Annotated in this window: 15 protein-coding genes; 7 read left to right on the forward strand and 8 right to left on the reverse strand. The window is 59.8% G+C overall.

The genetic code is table 11. The features are described from left to right. Positions 1-206: 206 nt before the first annotated feature. Both ACOQFT_RS15750 and ACOQFT_RS15755 read right to left on the reverse strand, forming a co-directional pair. Entirely contained in the window at positions 207-1,292 is a 1,086-nt protein-coding gene (locus ACOQFT_RS15750; RefSeq protein WP_421598837.1) for a ParB/RepB/Spo0J family partition protein, read from the reverse strand. Next, complete coding sequence (locus tag ACOQFT_RS15755) at positions 1,285-2,670, reverse strand: AAA family ATPase (protein ID WP_421598838.1); 1,386 nt, start codon at positions 2,668-2,670, stop codon at positions 1,285-1,287. Before ACOQFT_RS15755 ends, ACOQFT_RS15750 begins: the two co-directional genes overlap by 8 nt. Before the next feature lie 581 nt (positions 2,671-3,251). Here ACOQFT_RS15755 and ACOQFT_RS15760 point away from each other — a divergent pair. Continuing rightward, entirely contained in the window at positions 3,252-4,511 is a 1,260-nt protein-coding gene (locus ACOQFT_RS15760) for a replication initiation protein (RefSeq protein ID WP_421598839.1), read from the forward strand. A gap of 38 nt (positions 4,512-4,549) precedes the next feature. Here the strand turns inward: ACOQFT_RS15760 and ACOQFT_RS15765 are convergent, their stop codons facing one another. Together ACOQFT_RS15765 and ACOQFT_RS15770 are read right to left on the reverse strand one after the other, a co-directional pair. Continuing rightward, entirely contained in the window at positions 4,550-6,856 is a 2,307-nt protein-coding gene (locus ACOQFT_RS15765; protein WP_421598840.1) for a Tex family protein, read from the reverse strand. A gap of 93 nt (positions 6,857-6,949) precedes the next feature. Then, the gene (locus ACOQFT_RS15770) at positions 6,950-7,087 is read right to left on the reverse strand and encodes a hypothetical protein (RefSeq protein ID WP_421598841.1); all 138 of its coding nucleotides are present in this window, start codon (positions 7,085-7,087) and stop codon (positions 6,950-6,952) included. 53 nt (positions 7,088-7,140) lie between these two features. Between ACOQFT_RS15770 and ACOQFT_RS15775 the strand changes: the two genes are divergently transcribed. The 3 genes from ACOQFT_RS15775 to ACOQFT_RS15785 are packed head-to-tail and all read left to right on the forward strand — an operon-like array spanning position 7,141 to position 9,588. Continuing rightward, positions 7,141-7,707 carry an RNA polymerase sigma factor gene (locus ACOQFT_RS15775; protein ID WP_421598842.1) on the forward strand — a complete coding sequence of 189 codons (567 nt, stop codon included), beginning with the start codon at positions 7,141-7,143 and terminating at the stop codon, positions 7,705-7,707. Next, positions 7,704-8,450, forward strand: coding sequence for a hypothetical protein (locus tag ACOQFT_RS15780; protein WP_421598843.1), 747 nt, complete (start codon positions 7,704-7,706; stop codon positions 8,448-8,450). The genes ACOQFT_RS15775 and ACOQFT_RS15780 overlap by 4 nt, the downstream gene beginning before the upstream one ends. Before the next feature lie 58 nt (positions 8,451-8,508). Beyond that, complete coding sequence (locus ACOQFT_RS15785; RefSeq protein WP_421598844.1) at positions 8,509-9,588, forward strand: helix-turn-helix domain-containing protein; 1,080 nt, start codon at positions 8,509-8,511, stop codon at positions 9,586-9,588. Here the strand turns inward: ACOQFT_RS15785 and ACOQFT_RS15790 are convergent. After that, the gene (locus ACOQFT_RS15790) at positions 9,561-10,451 is read right to left on the reverse strand and encodes a LysR substrate-binding domain-containing protein (protein WP_421598845.1); all 891 of its coding nucleotides are present in this window, start codon (positions 10,449-10,451) and stop codon (positions 9,561-9,563) included. The genes ACOQFT_RS15785 and ACOQFT_RS15790 overlap by 28 nt on opposite strands. 103 nt (positions 10,452-10,554) lie before the next feature. On the opposite strand from ACOQFT_RS15790, the gene ACOQFT_RS15795 reads away from it, so the two are divergent. From ACOQFT_RS15795 to fcl, 3 genes are all read left to right on the forward strand, one after another. Further along, positions 10,555-11,439, forward strand: a complete 885-nt coding sequence (locus ACOQFT_RS15795; protein ID WP_421598847.1) for a phytanoyl-CoA dioxygenase family protein — start codon at positions 10,555-10,557, stop codon at positions 11,437-11,439. Between the two features lie 206 nt (positions 11,440-11,645). Then, positions 11,646-12,770, forward strand: a complete 1,125-nt coding sequence (gene gmd / locus ACOQFT_RS15800; protein WP_421598848.1) for a GDP-mannose 4,6-dehydratase — start codon at positions 11,646-11,648, stop codon at positions 12,768-12,770. A 10-nt stretch (positions 12,771-12,780) separates the two neighbouring features. Beyond that, positions 12,781-13,758: a GDP-L-fucose synthase gene (gene fcl / locus ACOQFT_RS15805; RefSeq protein WP_421598849.1), complete on the forward strand. Its 978-nt coding sequence runs from the start codon at positions 12,781-12,783 to the stop codon at positions 13,756-13,758. Positions 13,759-13,789: 31 nt separating this feature from the next. Here the strand turns inward: fcl and ACOQFT_RS15810 are convergent, their stop codons facing one another. From ACOQFT_RS15810 to ACOQFT_RS15820, 3 genes are all read right to left on the reverse strand, one after another. Then, complete coding sequence (locus tag ACOQFT_RS15810) at positions 13,790-14,863, reverse strand: DUF2793 domain-containing protein (protein ID WP_421598850.1); 1,074 nt, start codon at positions 14,861-14,863, stop codon at positions 13,790-13,792. A 184-nt stretch (positions 14,864-15,047) separates the two neighbouring features. Beyond that, positions 15,048-15,941 carry a UTP--glucose-1-phosphate uridylyltransferase GalU gene (gene galU / locus ACOQFT_RS15815; RefSeq protein ID WP_421598851.1) on the reverse strand — a complete coding sequence of 298 codons (894 nt, stop codon included), beginning with the start codon at positions 15,939-15,941 and terminating at the stop codon, positions 15,048-15,050. 292 nt (positions 15,942-16,233) lie between these two features. Then, positions 16,234-18,039: a dipeptide ABC transporter ATP-binding protein gene (locus ACOQFT_RS15820; protein WP_421598852.1), complete on the reverse strand. Its 1,806-nt coding sequence runs from the start codon at positions 18,037-18,039 to the stop codon at positions 16,234-16,236.

Here is an 18,039-nt window from a genome sequence, read left to right on the forward strand (position 1 = left end):
CTATTGATACGACTTCCGGCTTTCAGCTATTCGCAAAGATAGCAGGATAGGTGTATCCAGTAAGTCGCTGGCTTTGGCCGTTCCAAATGTTTGCGACACATCCCAGTGACCAGCTGCATTGGGTTCAATCACTGGTATGCGCAAAAAATGACAATTTTGCACATCACCAGCACTATAACCGCAGCGCTAGGTGCTTTTGTCCAAGCTCAGGTTTCGCCGCGAAACTCTCCGAGGTATTCAGCGAGCTGCCCGACGATCAATTGTGCGTCTTCGGCAGAGACATCTTTTCCGCGAATGCGAATGCGTAGCTCTCCGGCGGAAACCTCGGCTACAATATCGCCCCCCCCAGACAGTGCGACGGGTGAAAGTCGTTGAACCTGCTGTGGCCGCCCGCCGCGCGTCTTGTCTTTCGCATGGGCAGGCGACGTCTTCAAAGCAGCTTCCAGCAAAGCCCATTCCGATTTCGGGTCCAGTTCCCCTACCCCGGCCAGCGCCTGCCGCAGTTTGGTCTGCGCACCGTCCCGCAACGCCGAAGCCAGTTTCAAGCCAGATTTCTCGGACAGGGCAATGGGATGTTGCAACAGGTCACCCAACGCCTCATGCACCATCGCAAAGCTGCGAACCTTGGACCGTTTGGCCTTGGACGCTGCCGCGAACAGAATGTCGACGGCGGCCTCGGTCGACGCGAACACGCCCTGCCCCGCAGCCAGCACCGCAATGCGACCGCGTTCATAAGGGCTGAGATTCGACCTGAGTTCGTTTTCCTCGACCATCGAGACATAGGCACCCTGACCGGAGCCCGCCTCGCGAATGAAAGCAGGGATATCCGCAAAACGCGGATCCGTTCCCGCAAGGCGCCGAAAAGCGTTCAGACGCCGAAATCCCGAGATCAACCCGTAGCTGTCTCCGTCCCGTGTCACCTCAATCGGGGTACGCAAGCCATGGACGCGCAGCGATTCCAACAGTTCGGACATGGCCTCTTCGTCTTCGACCATACGGTCACGGCGAATGAAATCCGCATTGATCTGATCCAGCGGCAAACGCTCCGCCACCAATCCCGCATCCTGTGCGTCGCGCCACCGGGCGGCATCCCCCTGGTCCTGCGCCAATGCAAGGCGATCCGTAACAGCGGTCATGCCGTTCAAAGTCGCAGCTTCTGCCGCGACCTGAGCAATCGGAGGCGTCGATGACTTAGTCTCAAACGGGCTGATCGAAGGTTTCGCGGCGAAACCGGCCTCAAGCTGTTCCAATTCTGACGTGTCCGGAGCGGTCAGTCTTCTGCGTTTAGCCATCTGCTTCTCCTCCCATCTGAGCGTCGCGCCACCAGCAGCCGATCAGAACCTGTTTGAATTCGGCGTAGGTGCGGTCAAATGTTTCCCGCCCCCTGACGTATGTATCCCGGTTAAAATCCCTGTAGTCAGCTTCATAGATGCCGTTGACCTGCTCACCGGCCTGCCCAACCAACGCGGTGTAGTCCTGCCGGTACGCATTCATGAAATCGCCGAAATAGGCCTGAATCACATTGGCCATATCTGTCTGCTGACTGGCATCGAACCGGGTAATGATCGCCCGCACTACATCCCATTCAAACTTAAGTTCGGGCAAACCCGCCGCCCGTTGCGCCGCGTTCTCACCGTCTTCAATGCTTGCGAAAGTGGTGTAGAGCATATCAAAGAACCGACCCGTCGAGTCAAATTCAAGGAATGACGCACCCAAGGGAACCAACAGAATATCCGCCGCCGCCAGCGCATTGATCGTTAGGTACCCAAGTGCAGGAGGCGTATCGAGGAATACGATGTCATAATCGTTCAGAACGCCCTCGTCATGCAGGAAATTGGTCAATCCGTCCCACAGTGGCCAGCTGCGCAAGCCCATGCGCCAGACTGGAATCTGAAATTCGGCCCAATACAGGTTCAGCTGGGCGCCAATCAGATCGATATTTGGCCAGTGCGTTTTCTGGATAACATCCCGGGGCAGGGTGTTCAGAGCCTCTTGCAGTGTTTCATCCAGAGGAATCTCTGGCTGGCCTGCCGCAACCCGGACCCGGTTCTCTTCCTGCACGGCCCGTGCATAATCCTTGGCTATCAGCGGGAACACCGTCTGCCATTCGTCGGCAACATTTCCCCCCAGGATAGAGGTCATCGACCCCTGACTGTCCAGATCGACGACCAGCACTTTGTACCCGTCCAGCGCGGCCGACATGGCCAGATGCGCGGCCGTCGACGTTTTGCCAACACCGCCTTTGAAATTGGCAACGGCCACAACTTTTGCCGGTAATCCTTCGGGCCGGTAGGGCAAATATTCTTTGGTGCTGACGCCCTCGGCAGCAAAGTACTTTCTGAGTGTGAGCACCTCTTCAAGCGTGAACCATTTCGAACCGGCCTCGCCCTCGCCTTGGGGCAGGTCCGGGTTGGCCTTTAACACCCGGCGCAAATGGGCCGGAGCTACCGGGATAAGGTATTTGGTGATTTCCCAAATCGAGAAACGGCGAAGTCGTTTCTCTCCATCCGGAGCATAACCGCGACGAGCCAGGTCTTCGCGTCCTTTGGCACAAAATGTAGCCGCTTTTGCGAATCGAGAGGTGCCGATAGGATCAGGCAGCTTTTCCGCTGCAAGCTCGGGGTCCAGATTCAAATAGGGCGGCAGGGGAGGTTGGGTAGATTTATTCACTGTCGATGCCTCAGATAATGTTCGCCTTATCGGCGTATATTGCCCAACATAGCGAACATTTAGCGTTGAGGCTATCCTTTGAAAGAAGGTTTTCCACAGAATACGGTATCCGCTTTGGGTTTCGCCACGAAACTAAAAGGAAAATGAACACGCGGACCAACAAAGAGTTTATTATTTTTAGAGGTTTTAGAATCTTTGCGCTATGAAAACCTAAATAAAACAATGTGTAAGCATGGTTTGGGGGCCTGAATACGGTACCAAAGGAACCCGATTCCGGTACCAAAGGAACCCGTACACAGGATGGAGGGTCCCGGTTATCGGGAAGAAGGGAGCCGATTCGCAGGGCTTTGAATTTTCAGCGAGTTTAGACCCTAAATCCGGACCTTCTGTTGGTGCGAGCTCGACGGCAGAGTCCATTTGAAGCGCATGTATGTATCAATCTTGTGGATAACTCGGGTAAATTTCACATGAGGTACCCGGATACGGGATTCCGGTCTTCCTGTATTTGGGTACCCAATTTGATTTGATCCGCAGGTACTTTTCATGTCAGAAATACGGAAAATGAGCAGTCAGGCAGAATCATGCCGGATACCCAATTGGATATGGATCAGCTCTCTGGTGCTTTGCGCCGGGAGACGGTCAAGAAAAACGTCGCCGCGATTCACATCAGCGGCAAGCTTACGTTGTTGCAGCGTAAGCTGTCCAACGTTCTGTTGCTGAATGCCTATGACGCACTGACCTCTGCGCCGACGCACACGATTGACGCACGAACCCTTGCGATGATGGTTGGGTACAACTCGAATGATTTTGACACGTTGCGCGCGAGCCTGCGGGCGTTGGCTGAAACCGTCGCAGAATGGGATATGCTGGACGAACAGGGGCGACAGGAATGGGGCGTGTCTTCGCTGCTCAGTTTTGCCAAGCTGAAGAACGGAATTTGCGAATATGCCTATTCTCCGGCTCTGGCGCAGAAATTGTATGATCCTAAAATCTATGCCCTGATCAACGTCCAGATTCAAAGGAACTTCAGTTCGGGCCATGGCCTGGCGCTTTATGAGAATTGCTATCGTTTCGTACGGACCGGCTCGACCGGATGGTGGGCGCTGGATGTGTTTCGCAAGCTCATGGGGGTGGATGGCAGCGACTACTACAGCAGCTTCAAGCACCTCAACGCGAAGATCATCAAGCCGGCCGTTGCCGAGGTGAACAAAAGTTCGGACATTCTGATCGAACCCGAGTTTCAAAAAAAGGGGCGCACCGTCACCGATATCCGCTTTCTGATCAAGGGGAACCCGCAAAAGGCGATGTTCGAAATCGACGACAGCGACGGCGTTCGCAATCTGCAGGTCTACAAGACGCTGCGCAAACAGGGGGTGTCGGACCGGCTTGCACGTCAATGGATTGCCGAACACGGCGAAGACTACGTGCAACAGAAGCTCGACTACGTCAGCGGGCAGGGTGACGTGAAGTCCACGGTCGGGTATCTGTCCGCGGCTTTGCGTGACGATTACCAGCCGCCGGAAAAGGAAGCACCGGCTGAACCCAGCCCCGAAGCCGTTGAAGCCGCGCGTGTACGAGAGGCCGAGAAGGCACTGGAAGATCAGGCCTATGCCGCGCGCTCAGCGGAGCGAGCGGAGCGGTCGCGCAAGTTGTCTATCGTCGAGGATCTGGTTTCGCGGCGAAACCCAACGCAGAGAGATGCTGACAAACGGTTGTTCCTGGCTGGGCTCGACAACGATTTGGACCGGGAACATTTCCGCGCTCATGGCTGGCGTTCGGGTTTGAACGCCAACGCTATATTTGATTTCTGGGAAGAACTTGAGCCGGACGCATTTTCCTGAACGTTTGAAAAAGGGGCTGCGAACAGCCCCTCAGAGCCTCAACGGTCTTTCATCGCCGACTTAAGCGCATCCGCGAATGCGCTGTTGTGCGCATTACCGTCGGATTTTGCGTGTTGCGCTCCTTTGGCTTTTGTGGCGCCAAAGCTCTTTTTTGGTCCACGATTGGCCCGATCCTCGCGTGCCGAGGCACCGCCATCTTTGCGCATTGTCAGGCCGATCCGTTTGCGGGGAACATCCACTTCGACCACGGTGACTTTGACAACTTGTCCGGTCTTGACCACCTCATGCGGGTCCTTGACGAACCTGTCGGCCAATTGGCTGACATGCACCAACCCGTCCTGATGCACGCCGATATCCACGAATGCCCCAAAGGCGGCGACATTGGTGACAGTACCTTCCAGAACCATACCCGGTTTCAGATCGGTGATCTCTTCGACGCCATCGGTGAACGAGGCGGTAACAAAACTCGGTCTTGGGTCGCGGCCGGGTTTCTCCAATTCGGCAAAGATGTCCCGTATGGTCGGCAGGCCAAATGTGTCGTTGACGAATTGCTCGGCTCGCAGCCCTTTCAAAGCGCCGTCATGGCCCATGATCTGCCGGATGTCGCGTCCGCAGGCGGAAACAACCCGACGCGCCACGTCATAGGCTTCGGGGTGAACCGAGGAGGCATCCAAAGGTTCCGAACCGTCGCGAATGCGCAAAAAACCCGCACATTGCTCATAAGCGCGGGGGCCAAGGCGGGCCACTTTCAGCAACTCCTTGCGCGATTGAAACGCGCCGTTCACGTCACGGTGCAGCACAATTGCTTCGGCAAGCCCGGGCCCCAGACCCGAGACATGAGAGAGCAGGGGGGCAGAAGCCGTATTCAGATCGACGCCGACCGCGTTCACCACGTCTTCGATCACCGAGGCGAGGGATTGCGACAGCCGGTGCTGATCCACGTCATGTTGATACTGGCCGACACCGATTGACTTCGGTTCGATCTTGACCAGTTCGGCCAGCGGATCCTGCAGCCGCCGGGCAATGGACACGGCCCCGCGCAAGGACACGTCGAGATCGGGAAACTCGCGCGCGGCCAGTTCCGAGGCGGAATAGACCGAGGCACCAGCTTCGGACACAACCACCTTGGTCGGAGCTTTAACGGTTTTGGGCAGCAGCTTCAGCGCGTCGGCCACCATCTTTTCGGTTTCGCGGCTGGCGGTGCCGTTGCCGATGGCAATCAGTTCGATCTTATGTGTGGCAATCAGGTTCAGAATGGTGGCCTGTGCACCGCGCATGTCATTCTTTGGCTGAAACGGGTAAAGTGTATCGGTTGCGACCACCTTCCCGGTGGCGTCAACAACGGCCGCTTTGACGCCGGTGCGAATTCCGGGGTCCAGACCCAGCGTCGGCCGCGCTCCGGCCGGTGCGGCAAACAACAAGTCCTTGAGATTGCGAGAGAAAACCTGAATGGCCTCGTCTTGCGCCCGGCCGCGCAGGTCCGCCATCAGCTCAACCATCATCGACAGGGACAGTTTCACCCGCCAGGTCCATCCGGCCACTTTGCGCAGCCAGGCATCGCCGGGGCCTTCGCCGCGCGTGTGCAGATGGGCTGCGACGATGGATTCGGCGCGGGCTGCACCCGCTTCGGGCTCAGGTGCGATATCCAGCGTCACGATCCCTTCTTTCGAGGCCCGCAGCATCGCCAGCGCGCGGTGCGACGGGGTTTTGGACCAAAGCTCGGTGTGGCTGAAATAGTCGCTGAACTTTGCGCCTTCCTGTTCCTTGCCGTCGATCACTTTCGAGGTCAGCAGCGCCTCGCGCTGCATGAAGTCGCGCAGCTCGCCAAGCAGGGTGGCGTTTTCGGTCAGCCGCTCGGTGATGATATCCCGCGCGCCATTCAGGGCGTCTTTGGGGGTCGGCACCGCTTCGGTCACATAGCCCTGCGCCAAAGCTTCGGGGTCGGCGGACCGGTCGTCCAGAATGGCATCGGCCAGCGGCTCCAGCCCGTTTTCCCGTGCGATCATCGCCTTGGTGCGGCGCTTGGGTTTGTAGGGCAGATAGATGTCTTCCAACTGCGCCTTGGTGTCGGCCTGCGCGATGGATTTGGCCAGATCGTCGGTCAGCTTGCTCTGATCCTTGATCGAACCCAGAATAGTCTCGCGGCGTGCTTCAAGCTCGCGCAGATAGGTCAGGCGGTCGGACAATGTCCGCAGTTGGGTATCGTCCAGCCCTCCGGTCACCTCTTTGCGGTAGCGGGCGACGAAGGGGACGGTGGCCCCTTCATCCAGCAGTTTCACCGCAGCTCCAACCTGTTCGGGCCGGGCGCTGATCTCGGTGGCGATGGTGCGGGCAATGCGGTCCAAGGAGGCCTCCTAAATATGTCTGGACGAACTTCTTAGCCAGCCGTTTCACCAAGGGGAAGGGGGGATCAGATCCGTCAGGCAGGCCGCTGCGGTTCATCTTGCAGAGTTTTTGCGATTTTGGCATGTCCGCCCGAGTTCCTTGCCTTCGGGTGGCAGAATCCGGCTGGTCGCACGCGCCGGTGTTGCAACAATTGCCATCGCAATCGTTACGGCCCGGATCAGACGTTTCATTTCTTTCCTCCTCGGGATATGTCAATCCTGAGCCTGCGGATCCCGGTCCGTGAATGACAAACAAACAGGTCTCGAAAATTTCGATGGGTGGTGAAACAAGCTCGGAACAGGCCGTGCGCGGCGCGATCCAGATGCATTCAAAGCGTGTCTGGCGGTTTGGGCTGGCTTTGTCCGGCGCATCGGATGTGGCCGACGACCTGCTGCAATCCACATGTCTGCGCGCGTTGGAGCGTCATCATCAGGTGACGTCCTATGACAGGCTGGACAGTTGGCTGATCACCATCTGCCGCTCGATCTGGCTGAACGAGGTGCGCGCGCGCTCGGTCCGCAAGGCGCAGGCGCTGTCGGTCACGCCCGAAGCGGAATTAATCGCCACCGGACCGGACGCGGAAACGAATATTTTCGCCGCTGAAGTGTTTACTCAAGTGATGCAACTGGCGGAAGCGCAGCGGGAGACGGTCATGCTTGTGTTCGTCGAAGGCTATAGCTACCGCGAGGCCGCGGCGTTGCTGGAAGTGCCGATAGGAACAATCATGAGCCGGCTGTCCAACGCCCGGCAGAAACTGAAAACCGTGATGCAGCATGAGGCGGCAGACGCCGTTCGACGGAGTGGCAAATGAAGTTTTCCGACGAGACGCTGACAGCGTATCTGGAAGGCAAACTGGAAGAGGCCGAGGCCCGCGCCATCGAAAGCGCGGTTGAAGCCGACCCCGAGCTTGAGCAGCGCCTGATGGCGCTGGATCCGTTTGCGCCTGTGGTGCAGGCGGTGTTCGAACGTGTCCCCGCCGAAACGCCTGCGGTGGATTTGCCCGCACCTGCGGCTGTTGTCCCGGTGCAGCCTGCGGGTGTCGGGTTGCGGTTGCTGGCCGTTGCGGCCTCGGTTGCAATTGTGGCGGTGTCGGCAACCTACTGGGCCACGCGTCCGGAACCTCTGGGCTGGGCCGCGCAGGCGGCGATTTATCAGTCGCTTTATACGCCGGTCACGGTTGCATCGTTGGACAGCTCGCCTCAGGCGCTGGACGAACAGTTTGCGATGGCCGAGGAACAGCTGGGGCGGTCGCTCAACCGCGCGGTGCTGGAGGCGCTGCCGGGCGGAGAGCTGAAGCGCGCGCAAATCCTGTCCTTCAAGGGCAAGCCGCTGGTTCAGGTCGTGTTTGCCGATGAACAGGGCCAGCCTTTTGCTTTTTGTGTGATCCGGCAGGGTGAAGGCGCGCCGACAAGGGATTTGAAACAGGCGGTTCTCAGCGGGTTGGCCACGGCCACCTGGGCACAGGACGGGTATGGATACATGCTGATTGGCGCCAGGGATCAGACCGATCTGGCCGGGCAGCTGGACGTTCTGACCACAAGTTTCCCGGGCTGAGGGCGCGGGGTGCAAAAACGCCTTGTGAACCGCGGCAATTCCCCGAAATATACCGGATATGACGACAAAACCTGTCATACCTGATCCGGATGAGGACGCCGATGCGGTTGGTCCTCCGAGTATCTATGACACGGACCCGCCCGAAGACGACGATCTGTGGTTTCTGCCGCCCGAGGATGAAGAGGCGACCGAGGATTTCCTGATCCCCGGTCCGAAGGCGGATCGCCGATTGTTGTTCGACCCGCGGGACTGGCGCGCGGCGCAGGCCGAGCTGTCTTATGAACTCGCCGATCTGGCTGCGATTTTTGGAGCGTTGGACGAACGTCTGCGTGCGGGGCCGGATGGGTGGACCCATCGGCTGGCCCTTATGGATGTGTCCGATCTGGGCTGGTGGACCGGTGATCGGATCAGTGTGGACCGTTTGGCGCTGTGGACCGGTCTGCGCATCGGTGCGACCGGAGACGACGTTCAGGCGCTGTTCCGCGCCGGATGGGCGGTGCGGCGGCTGACAGCGGGTCCAGGCCCCTCTGAGGGTGGGTGGGAGACCGGGCTGACCGCCTTTCTGGACCGGATGGCACAGGGGATTGAAGACATCCCCGAAACAATTGCCGATCTGGCCGAAGTGATGCGCAATTCCGAAGGGCTGCACCCGGTCACGCAGGCGGCAATGGCTTTTCACGCCTGGCGCGCGCTGTCGCAGGGCATTGGGCAGGATACCGAGGCTGCGATCATTGCGGCACGCCATGCGGCCACAATGGGGCGGGGTGGGGCGATGTTCATGCCGCTGGCCCTGTCCGGCCCGGGTGCCTTGCGCGGGGCGGGGGAGGTGGACGAGAAGCTATCGGCCTGGGTCCGGGGGGCAGGGCAGGCGGCGCTGGCCGCGTTGATGCATCTGGACCGGGTCAGCGCCTGGGAGCAGCGCGCGCGCGAGGCCACCAGCGGGCTCAGCGGGCGAACGCCACCTCTGTTGATCGACGTTCTGACGGCTTGGCCCATGGTGTCCGCACCCTTGGCCGAAGAACTGACGAAGGCCTCACGCGCGGCGGTGCAGCGCAATATCGATCGCTTTACCCGGCGCGGGTTGATCCGCGAGGTGACAGGGCAGGGGCGTTACCGCGTCTGGACTGCGGCGCTGTAATCCAGCAGCCAGTCGCGAAACGCACGCGCAGGCGGGCGTAGCGCAGCGCGCGAGGGATAGACCAGATGATAGGCTTCCTGCCCGGCAACCTGAATGTCCGGCAGGCAGGGGACCAGGCCCGACAGTTGCATGATACGATCCGAGGCAGGCGCGCGGGCCAGCGCGATGCCACCGCCGCTGGCCGAAAGCTCGGCCGCCATCAGCGAATTGTCGGCAAAGAAATAACGCGCCTGACCGGCGGGCAGACGCAGGGTTTCGAACAGGTGCAGCCAGCTTGCGCGATGGGTCGAGACCTCGATCAGTTGGAACCTGAACAGGTCCTGAGGATGGCGGATTTGCGCGGCGATCTCCGGCGGTGCCACGGGATACAGGCGTTCGTGCAGCAAGGGATCCCCTTCGGCGCCATATGCGGCCGGATTGCCGAACACGATCTGTAGGTCGGTGAATTGATTGGCGAAATCCGACACCAGATTGCCGGTGGTGAGCGACAGGTTGATCTGGGGATGCGCCGACTGGAACTCTGGCAAGCCGCCAGCAAGAACCCCATGCGCAAACAACAGGATGGATTGCACAAACAACCGTTGCGCCCGGGTTTCACCAAACAACCCCGTTGTCGCCGTTTCCAACATCAGCAGGGATTGCTGAACCGACGGCAGATAGGCCCGACCTGCTTCGGTCAGGGTCACCGCATGGGCGTGGCGGTGAAACAGCGGCGTGCCCAGCCGTGTCTCAAGCGCTTTGACCTGCTGGCTGACGGCCGCCGCCGACATGTTCAGCTGGGTGGCGGCGCGGGCAAAGCTTTCGGTGCAGGCCGCGGCCTCGAACACGCGCAGCCAGTTGAGAGAGGGGATGCGGGACGACATGGGCGCAGGCTAAGCTGAACTTATTCTCACGGGCAAGAGGTTGCGCGCTGGCCCGATGGGTTTGTGCCCTATCCTGCAGTGAAACACATCCCAGAGGTACGCCATGCAGCAAACCGCCCCCTTGTCTGAAACCGCGCTGACCGCAGCCCAATCCGCACAGTACTGGGAAGACGGGTTTCTTTTCCCGCTGACGATTTTCTCAGCCCAGGAAACCGCCGAGATACGTGCGGGACTGGAACAGCTTGAACAGGATTGGCTGGCTGCGGATTTGCCCCTGCCGCTGAACACCTACAAGCGTGTGAACGCGCATCTGGTGATCCCGCTGGCGGCCAGGATCGCGCTGGACCCCCGAGTATTGGATGCGGTCGAGGGCGTTCTTGGCCCGGACATCATGATCTGGTCCGCCGAGTTTTTCATCAAAGAGGCGCGTACCGATCACACCGTGGGTATGCATCAGGACCTGACCTATTGGGGCATGGGCGAGACGCCGGATCAGGTCACCGCCTGGATTGCGTTGTCTCCGGCCACGGTCGAAAGCGGTTGCATGGATTTTGTGCAGGGCAGCCACAAGAACCCGATCCTGCCGCATAACGACACCTATTCCGAAACCAACCTGCTGTCGCGAGGACAGGAGATTGCCGTTGATGTGGCAGAGGACGACAAGACCCATATCGAACTTGCTCCGGGGCAAATGTCCTTGCATCACGGGCTGACCATTCACGGCTCGGGCCCGAACCGGTCCGGGGATCGCAGGATCGGTCTGGCCATCCGTTACCTGAACCCCAATGCGAAACAGTTCGTTGCGGATCGTGACTATGCCATGCTGGCGCGCGGACAGAACGAGCAGTCCAACTTTGTGCATGTCGAGCCACCGAGCCACCTGTTCTCGGATCGGGCGCTGGCCCTTTACGAACAGGTGCGCCGGGATCAGAGCAAGGCGCTGGCAGATGGGGCCAAAAGCGCGGTTCCATTGTACGGGGCAAGCTGACCGAACCAGACAGTGGTTGGCGGTTGACCGCTCCTGTACCGCTGCCTGGTGCAAAACCTCTGTTATCGTTTGATTTCCCGGACCGGTGAGCAGGCAGGAACCTGCCGCCGGTTTTCTCAGCGATTTCTTGCCTTGGGTTGCATTCCGCGATTTCTTGCTGTTTCTGAGGCGTCAAAGATGCACACAGTATTCCGTGGGAAAAAACGATGACAAAAAAGGCATTGATTACCGGTATTACCGGACAGGACGGGTCCTATCTGGCCGAATTCTTGCTGGAAAAAGGCTATGAAGTTCATGGGATTAAGCGCCGCGCGTCCTCGTTCAACACGCAGCGGATCGACCATATCTATCAGGACCCGCATGTTCCCAACCCGAAACTGCACCTGCATTACGGTGACCTCAGCGACACGTCGAACCTGACGCGAATCATTCAGGAAGTGCAGCCGGACGAGGTTTACAACCTTGGCGCGCAGTCCCATGTGGCGGTCAGTTTTGAATCTCCGGAATACACCGCCGATGTCGATGCTATCGGCACGCTGCGCCTGTTGGAGGCGATCCGGTTCCTGGGGCTGGAGAAGAAAACCCGGTTCTATCAGGCCTCGACCTCGGAGCTGTATGGTCTGGTGCAGGAAATCCCGCAGCGCGAGACGACGCCGTTCCACCCGCGCTCACCCTATGCGGTGGCCAAGCTGTATTCCTACTGGATCACGGTGAACTATCGCGAAGCCTACGGGATGTATGCCTGCAACGGCATCCTGTTCAACCACGAGAGCCCGCGTCGTGGCGAAACCTTCGTGACCCGCAAGATAACCCGTGGTCTGGCAAACATCGCGCAGGGTCTGGAAAACTGCCTATACATGGGCAACATCGACAGTCTGCGCGATTGGGGCCACGCAAAAGACTATGTTCGGATGCAGTGGCTGATGCTGCAGCAGGACAACCCCGAAGATTTCGTGATCGCGACCGGCGTGCAGTACTCGGTCCGTCAGTTCATCGAATGGTCGGCGGCGGAACTGGGTGTCACGCTGGAGTTCTCGGGCGAAGGCGTCGATGAGATTGCAACGGTCAAATCGATCGAGGGCGATAACGCACCGGCCCTGAAGCCGGGCGACGTGATCGTGCGGATCGATCCGCAATATTTCCGCCCGGCCGAGGTGGAAACGCTGCTGGGTGATCCGTCAAATGCCAAAACCAAGCTGGGCTGGGAGCCTGAGCTGACCGTTCAGGAAATGTGCGCCGAGATGGTCGTCGAGGACCTCAAGACCGCGAAACGGCATGCGCTGTTGAAAGAGCATGGCTACGAGTTGCCGGTAACTCTGGAAAACGGCTGAGGAGGGCGCCATGCGCAAGATCTACGTAGCAGGCCACCGCGGCATGGTCGGTGGCGCAATCCTGCGCCGCTTGCAGGATCGCAAGGATGCGGGCGAAGCGCTTGAACTGGTCACCCGCACGCATGCCGAGTTGGACCTGACCGATCAGGCCGCCGTGCGCGACTTCATGCAGACCGAACGCCCGGACGTCGTGATTCTGGCCGCGGCCAAGGTGGGCGGTATCCACGCCAACAACACCTACCCTGCGGATTTCATCTACGACAACCTGATGATCGAATGTAACGTGATCCATCAGGCCTTTGCCGCCGGGGTGAAGCATCTGCTGCAGCTGGGTAGTTCCTGCATCTATCCGCGCGCCGTACCGCAGCCGATGCGGGAAGATGCGCTGCTGACCGGTGTGCTGGAGCCGACAAACGAGCCCTACGCCGTCGCCAAGATCGCCGGGATCAAACTATGTGAAAGCTACAACCGGCAACACGGTGTCGATTACCGCTCGGTCATGCCGACCAACCTCTATGGGCCGGGTGACAATTTCCACCCTGAAAACAGTCATGTGCTGCCTGCTCTGATCCGCCGCTTCCACGAGGCGCAGCGGGATGGGCTGGATGAGGTCGTGATCTGGGGCACCGGCAAACCCCGCCGCGAATTCCTGCATGTGAATGACATGGCCGAGGCGTCGCTGTTCGTGCTCGACCTGCCCCGCGATGTCTATGAGGCAAACACCCAGCCGATGCTGAGCCATATCAATGTGGGCTGTGGCGAGGACGTGTCGATCGCGGAACTGGCGGCTTTGGTGGCGAAAACCACCGGATTTACCGGCAAGATAACGCAGGATGTCAGCAAACCGGACGGCACCATGCGCAAGCTGATGGATGTGTCTCGGCTGGCCGATATGGGGTGGCGCGCGCGTGTCGGTCTGGAAGACGGAATTCGCGAAACCTATGCCTGGTTTCTGGATCAGGCAGACGCGGATTTGCGCGCCAAGTAAAAGCCCGGGCGCGAACCCGGGCAATTAGAGATCAGAACCAGCGGCCAATTGCAGTGGCCGTTGGTACCAGCGCCGTCGCATCACTTGCAACGGCCAGTACTTTGAACCCCACCTGAGCGTCAGTTGGCACGTCGAACCCCATGAATCGGGTGCTTGCGCCTCCGCTGCCGGACACCGCAATGGTTGAACCCACAGCGAAAGACACCGGGAAATCCCAGTCCGCCGCGCCGCTTGCGAACAAGGCACCTTCTGCATTCGTGCAACCTGTGGCCGCCAGAGAGACGGTGCAAATCTGGGTGCCATCGGCAAAGCGCACATAGTCGCCGTTTGCGTTCGACCCGCGTTCGATGACTGCCCCGGTCGGAGTGCCGCCGCTCTGTGCCGCGACACCCAGCAGGTTGCCGGGGCCATAGCCGTAATCCGCCCGCATCAGGCGACCGGCGGTAATGTCATCGGCGCTGGCCTGAACCGCCGCGCCGCTGGCGGTTCCGGTCGTGGGGTCGAAGCTCAGCGCGTTGGTCCAGTTTCCGCCATCGGGCGAAACTTTGATCGCAAAGCCAGTGTTGCCGGACAGGCCCATCTCGGCATGTCCGGTCCAGTTGGATTGAAACAGCAAGGACGCGGTGTCGCCGACACTGGCCTTGTTGATCTTCAGCTGATGCCCGCCGTCATGGCTGAGCAGCGTCGCCGGAGACCGCACCGAAAGACGGTTGGTGCTGTCATAGCCGGTGGCGATACCCACACCGTCCAGATTTTGCGTCGCGACCGGCGGATCAACCCAAGCGCCGCCGTCCCAGATTTTCATTTGCCCGGTGCTCTCGTCCCAGGCACGCCAACCCGTGCCCGGCGTCACGAAATGCCATGCATTGTCCAGCCACGCGGCCAGCTTCCCGGCCTGCCCGGTCCAGTCCCCCGTGGGGGCCGCGCCCAACGCGTGAACCTCGCCCTGATCCGGTACGGCGGGCGGGGTCGTTGCGTTTGTCGTGGCCACGCTCAGTTGCGTGATCAGGTCAAGCTGCCGCAGCGCTTCGTTATGGGTGACGTGTTTTTGCGCCTGCGACGGTTGCAGAAAAGGCAGGTTCAATCGGGGTGAGTTCTGTGACACGGGCGTCCTCCTGAGGCTGTCGGTCCGACAATTGAATTACGCGCCACATTGCCGTGCGGTGCCTGAATCCTGTCTGACCGGGCCGGACGCCCGAAAAACCATTTGCTAACCTTCGGAGGGCACAAAAAAGCCGGGACGCTGCACGCCCCGGCCACTAACCAAAAAATGAATTGAAAGCAGCCTGCTACTGCGCGGCCTGCCCTGTGGCGACGATGTCATGCAGATATTGGCTCAGGTCTTCGCGCAGGTCATCGCGGGCCAGTGCGAAGGCGACCGTGGCCTGCAGGAAGCCGGATTTGGACCCGCAGTCAAACCGCTGACCATCGAACTTGTAACCAAAGACCGGCACACCGTTCCCGATATCCTCGGCAATGGCGTCGGTCAGCTGGATTTCACCGCCGCTGCCCTTTTTCATCTGGTTCAGATTGTACAGAACCGACGGGCCCAGAATATAGCGCCCGATGACGGCCAGATTCGACGGTGCCTCTTCGGGTTTCGGTTTTTCGACCATACCCCGCGCACGGACGACCGAGCCGATGTTTTCCCCCACATCCAGAATGCCGTACGCGCTGGTTTTGTCGGCCGGAACTTCCATGGCCGCAACCATGTTGCCGCCGGTTTCCTCATAGGCTTCGACCATCTGCTTCAGGCAGGGCTTGTTGCCGGCGATCACGTCATCGGGCAGCATGACCGCAAAGGGTTCATCGCCGATCAGACGGCGGGCACACCAGACCGCGTGACCCAGACCCAGGGCCTTGTGCTGGCGGATATAGGCAATCGCGCCGCTTTCCATGTTGGTCGCGTTCAGCGTTTCCAGCAGCTGATCCTTGCCTTTGGCTTTCAATTCCTGCTCGAGAACCAGATTGTGGTCGAAATAGTCCTCAAGAGCGGATTTTCCGCGTGACGTTACAAAGATGAATTCAGTGATACCGGCGGCGCGCGCCTCGTCGATGGCGTATTGCACCAGCGGGCGATCGACCAAAGTCATGATCTCCTTCGGGACCGACTTTGTTGCCGGCAGGAACCGGGTGCCAAGTCCTGCGACGGGGAAGATCGCCTTTGTGACCTTACGTGCCATTTGACCTCTCAAGTTACTAAATCAATGTGTGACCGTTGTTTACTACGCGGACCTCTTAGGGCCTGTGGCATGAACATTCAACGCCGACAGGTAATCAGGCCGCGATTTCCCGGGATGGTGCCACCCGGGGGGGGATAAGTCAAAACGATCGGGCCGTGCATGCTCAAACCTTGCGGTTTTCTGCGCCCTCTGCAGCGAAATGTGCCGTTAGGCTGGTGACCGCCCGAGCAGCGGTCGGACGTGGTTCCGCGACCTGCCCCGAAGCCGGGTAAAAGGCTTCGGGGCAAGGGGGTCAGGCCGGGTTCATGATAGCGTCCAGCGGGTCATGCTCGGCCACGAAATGATCGGGCCTCACCTCGCTCAGCCGCGGAACATAGTTGGTTTCCCCTGCGGCTAGCCGGCTGGGCAGGAACCGAAGCGCAGCTTTCGGGTCCATGGGCGAGGGCAATTCGCCGGGCAGCTTCAACCGCTGACGGGTCCGTTCGACCTCTGGGTCAGGGATCGGCACCGCTGAAATCAGGGACTTCGTGTAAGGGTGGATCGGATCGGAACAGATCACCTCTCCGTCACCAAGTTCAACGATCCGGCCCAGATACAGAACCATGATCCGGTTCGACACCGCCCGCACCACCGACAGGTCGTGGCTGATGAAGATCATCGACAGACCGAACTCTTGCTGCAACTCGCGCAGCAGTTCCACGATCTGCGCCTGAATGGAAACATCCAGCGCCGAAACCGCCTCGTCACAGATGATCAGCTTGGGTTTGTTGATCATCGCCCGTGCAATTCCGACCCGTTGGTTCTGACCGCCGGACAGCTCGTGCGGATAGCGGTTGATCATGTTGGCCTTCAGGCCGACCCTCTCCATCATCTGCGCGACCAAGTCCTTGCGTTCGCGATCGGTCAGGTCGGGACGATAGGTCTTCAGCGGCTCGGCAATCGAGGCCGAAATTGTCATCCGCGGATCAAGGCTGGCCAGGGGGTCCTGGAACACGATCTGAAGATCCTTGCGATACTTGTTCAGTTCCGCCCGCTTCAGCCCGACGATTGGGTGCCCCAGCCAGCTGACGTTGCCTGCGCTGGGTTCGATCAGTTGCAACACCGCCCGCGCCAGCGTGGACTTGCCGCAGCCGGACTCGCCCACGACGCCCAGTGTTTCCCCCTTGCGGATGTCAAAGCTGACCCCATCGACGGCCTTCAGCGGTACCTTGTGCCCGAACAACCCGCCCGAGACATGGATCGGGAAGTGCACCTTGACGTTGTCGACCTTTAGCAGCGGCTCATCGACCTTGGCCAATGCCTTTGGTGCGTCGCCTGCATCGATGCGCGGCATCGCCTCCAGCAGCGTACGGGTGTATTCGTGCTGCGGCGCGCGGAAGATTTCGCGCGTGTCCCCGGCCTCGACGAACTGACCCAACCGCATGACCTGAATGCGGTCGCACATTCGTGCGACAACGCCCATGTCATGGGTGATCAGAGCAATCGCTGTGCCTTCATCCTTTTGCAGGCGCACCATCAGGTCCAGAATGTCGGCCTGAACGGTCACGTCCAGCGCCGTGGTCGGTTCATCCGCGATCAGCAGCTTGGGATTGCACAGCATCGACATCGCAATCATCACCCGCTGACGCATCCCGCCCGACAGCTCGTGCGGGTACTGGTTCAAACGCCGCTTCGCCTCGGGGATGCGGACACGTTCCAGCCATTCCAGGCACCGCGCCCGTGCAGCAGAACCCTGCAGCCCTTCATGGACCTGCAGAACCTCACGCATTTGCTGGCCGACGCGCAAATGCGGGGTTAGCGCGGTCAGCGGATCCTGAAAGATCATGCCGACGTCGTCGCCGCGAATCTTGTTCAGCTTATTGATGGGCAGGTTCAGGATTTCCTCGCCGTTCAGCGTGGCGGATCCCAAGGCCCGCCCGGCCGACGGCAACAGCCCCATCGCGGCCATGAAGGTCTGGCTTTTGCCTGACCCGCTTTCGCCGACGATGCCAAGGCATTCGCCCGGATTGATGTCGAAACTGATGCCTTTGACCGCGTCGACCACGCCATCGGGGGTATCGAACTGGACGCTCAGGTCTTTTACAGAAAACAGGCTCAT

Source organism: Ruegeria sp. MALMAid1280 (assembly GCF_049195285.1).
Taxonomy (GTDB): Bacteria; Pseudomonadota; Alphaproteobacteria; order Rhodobacterales; family Rhodobacteraceae; genus Ruegeria.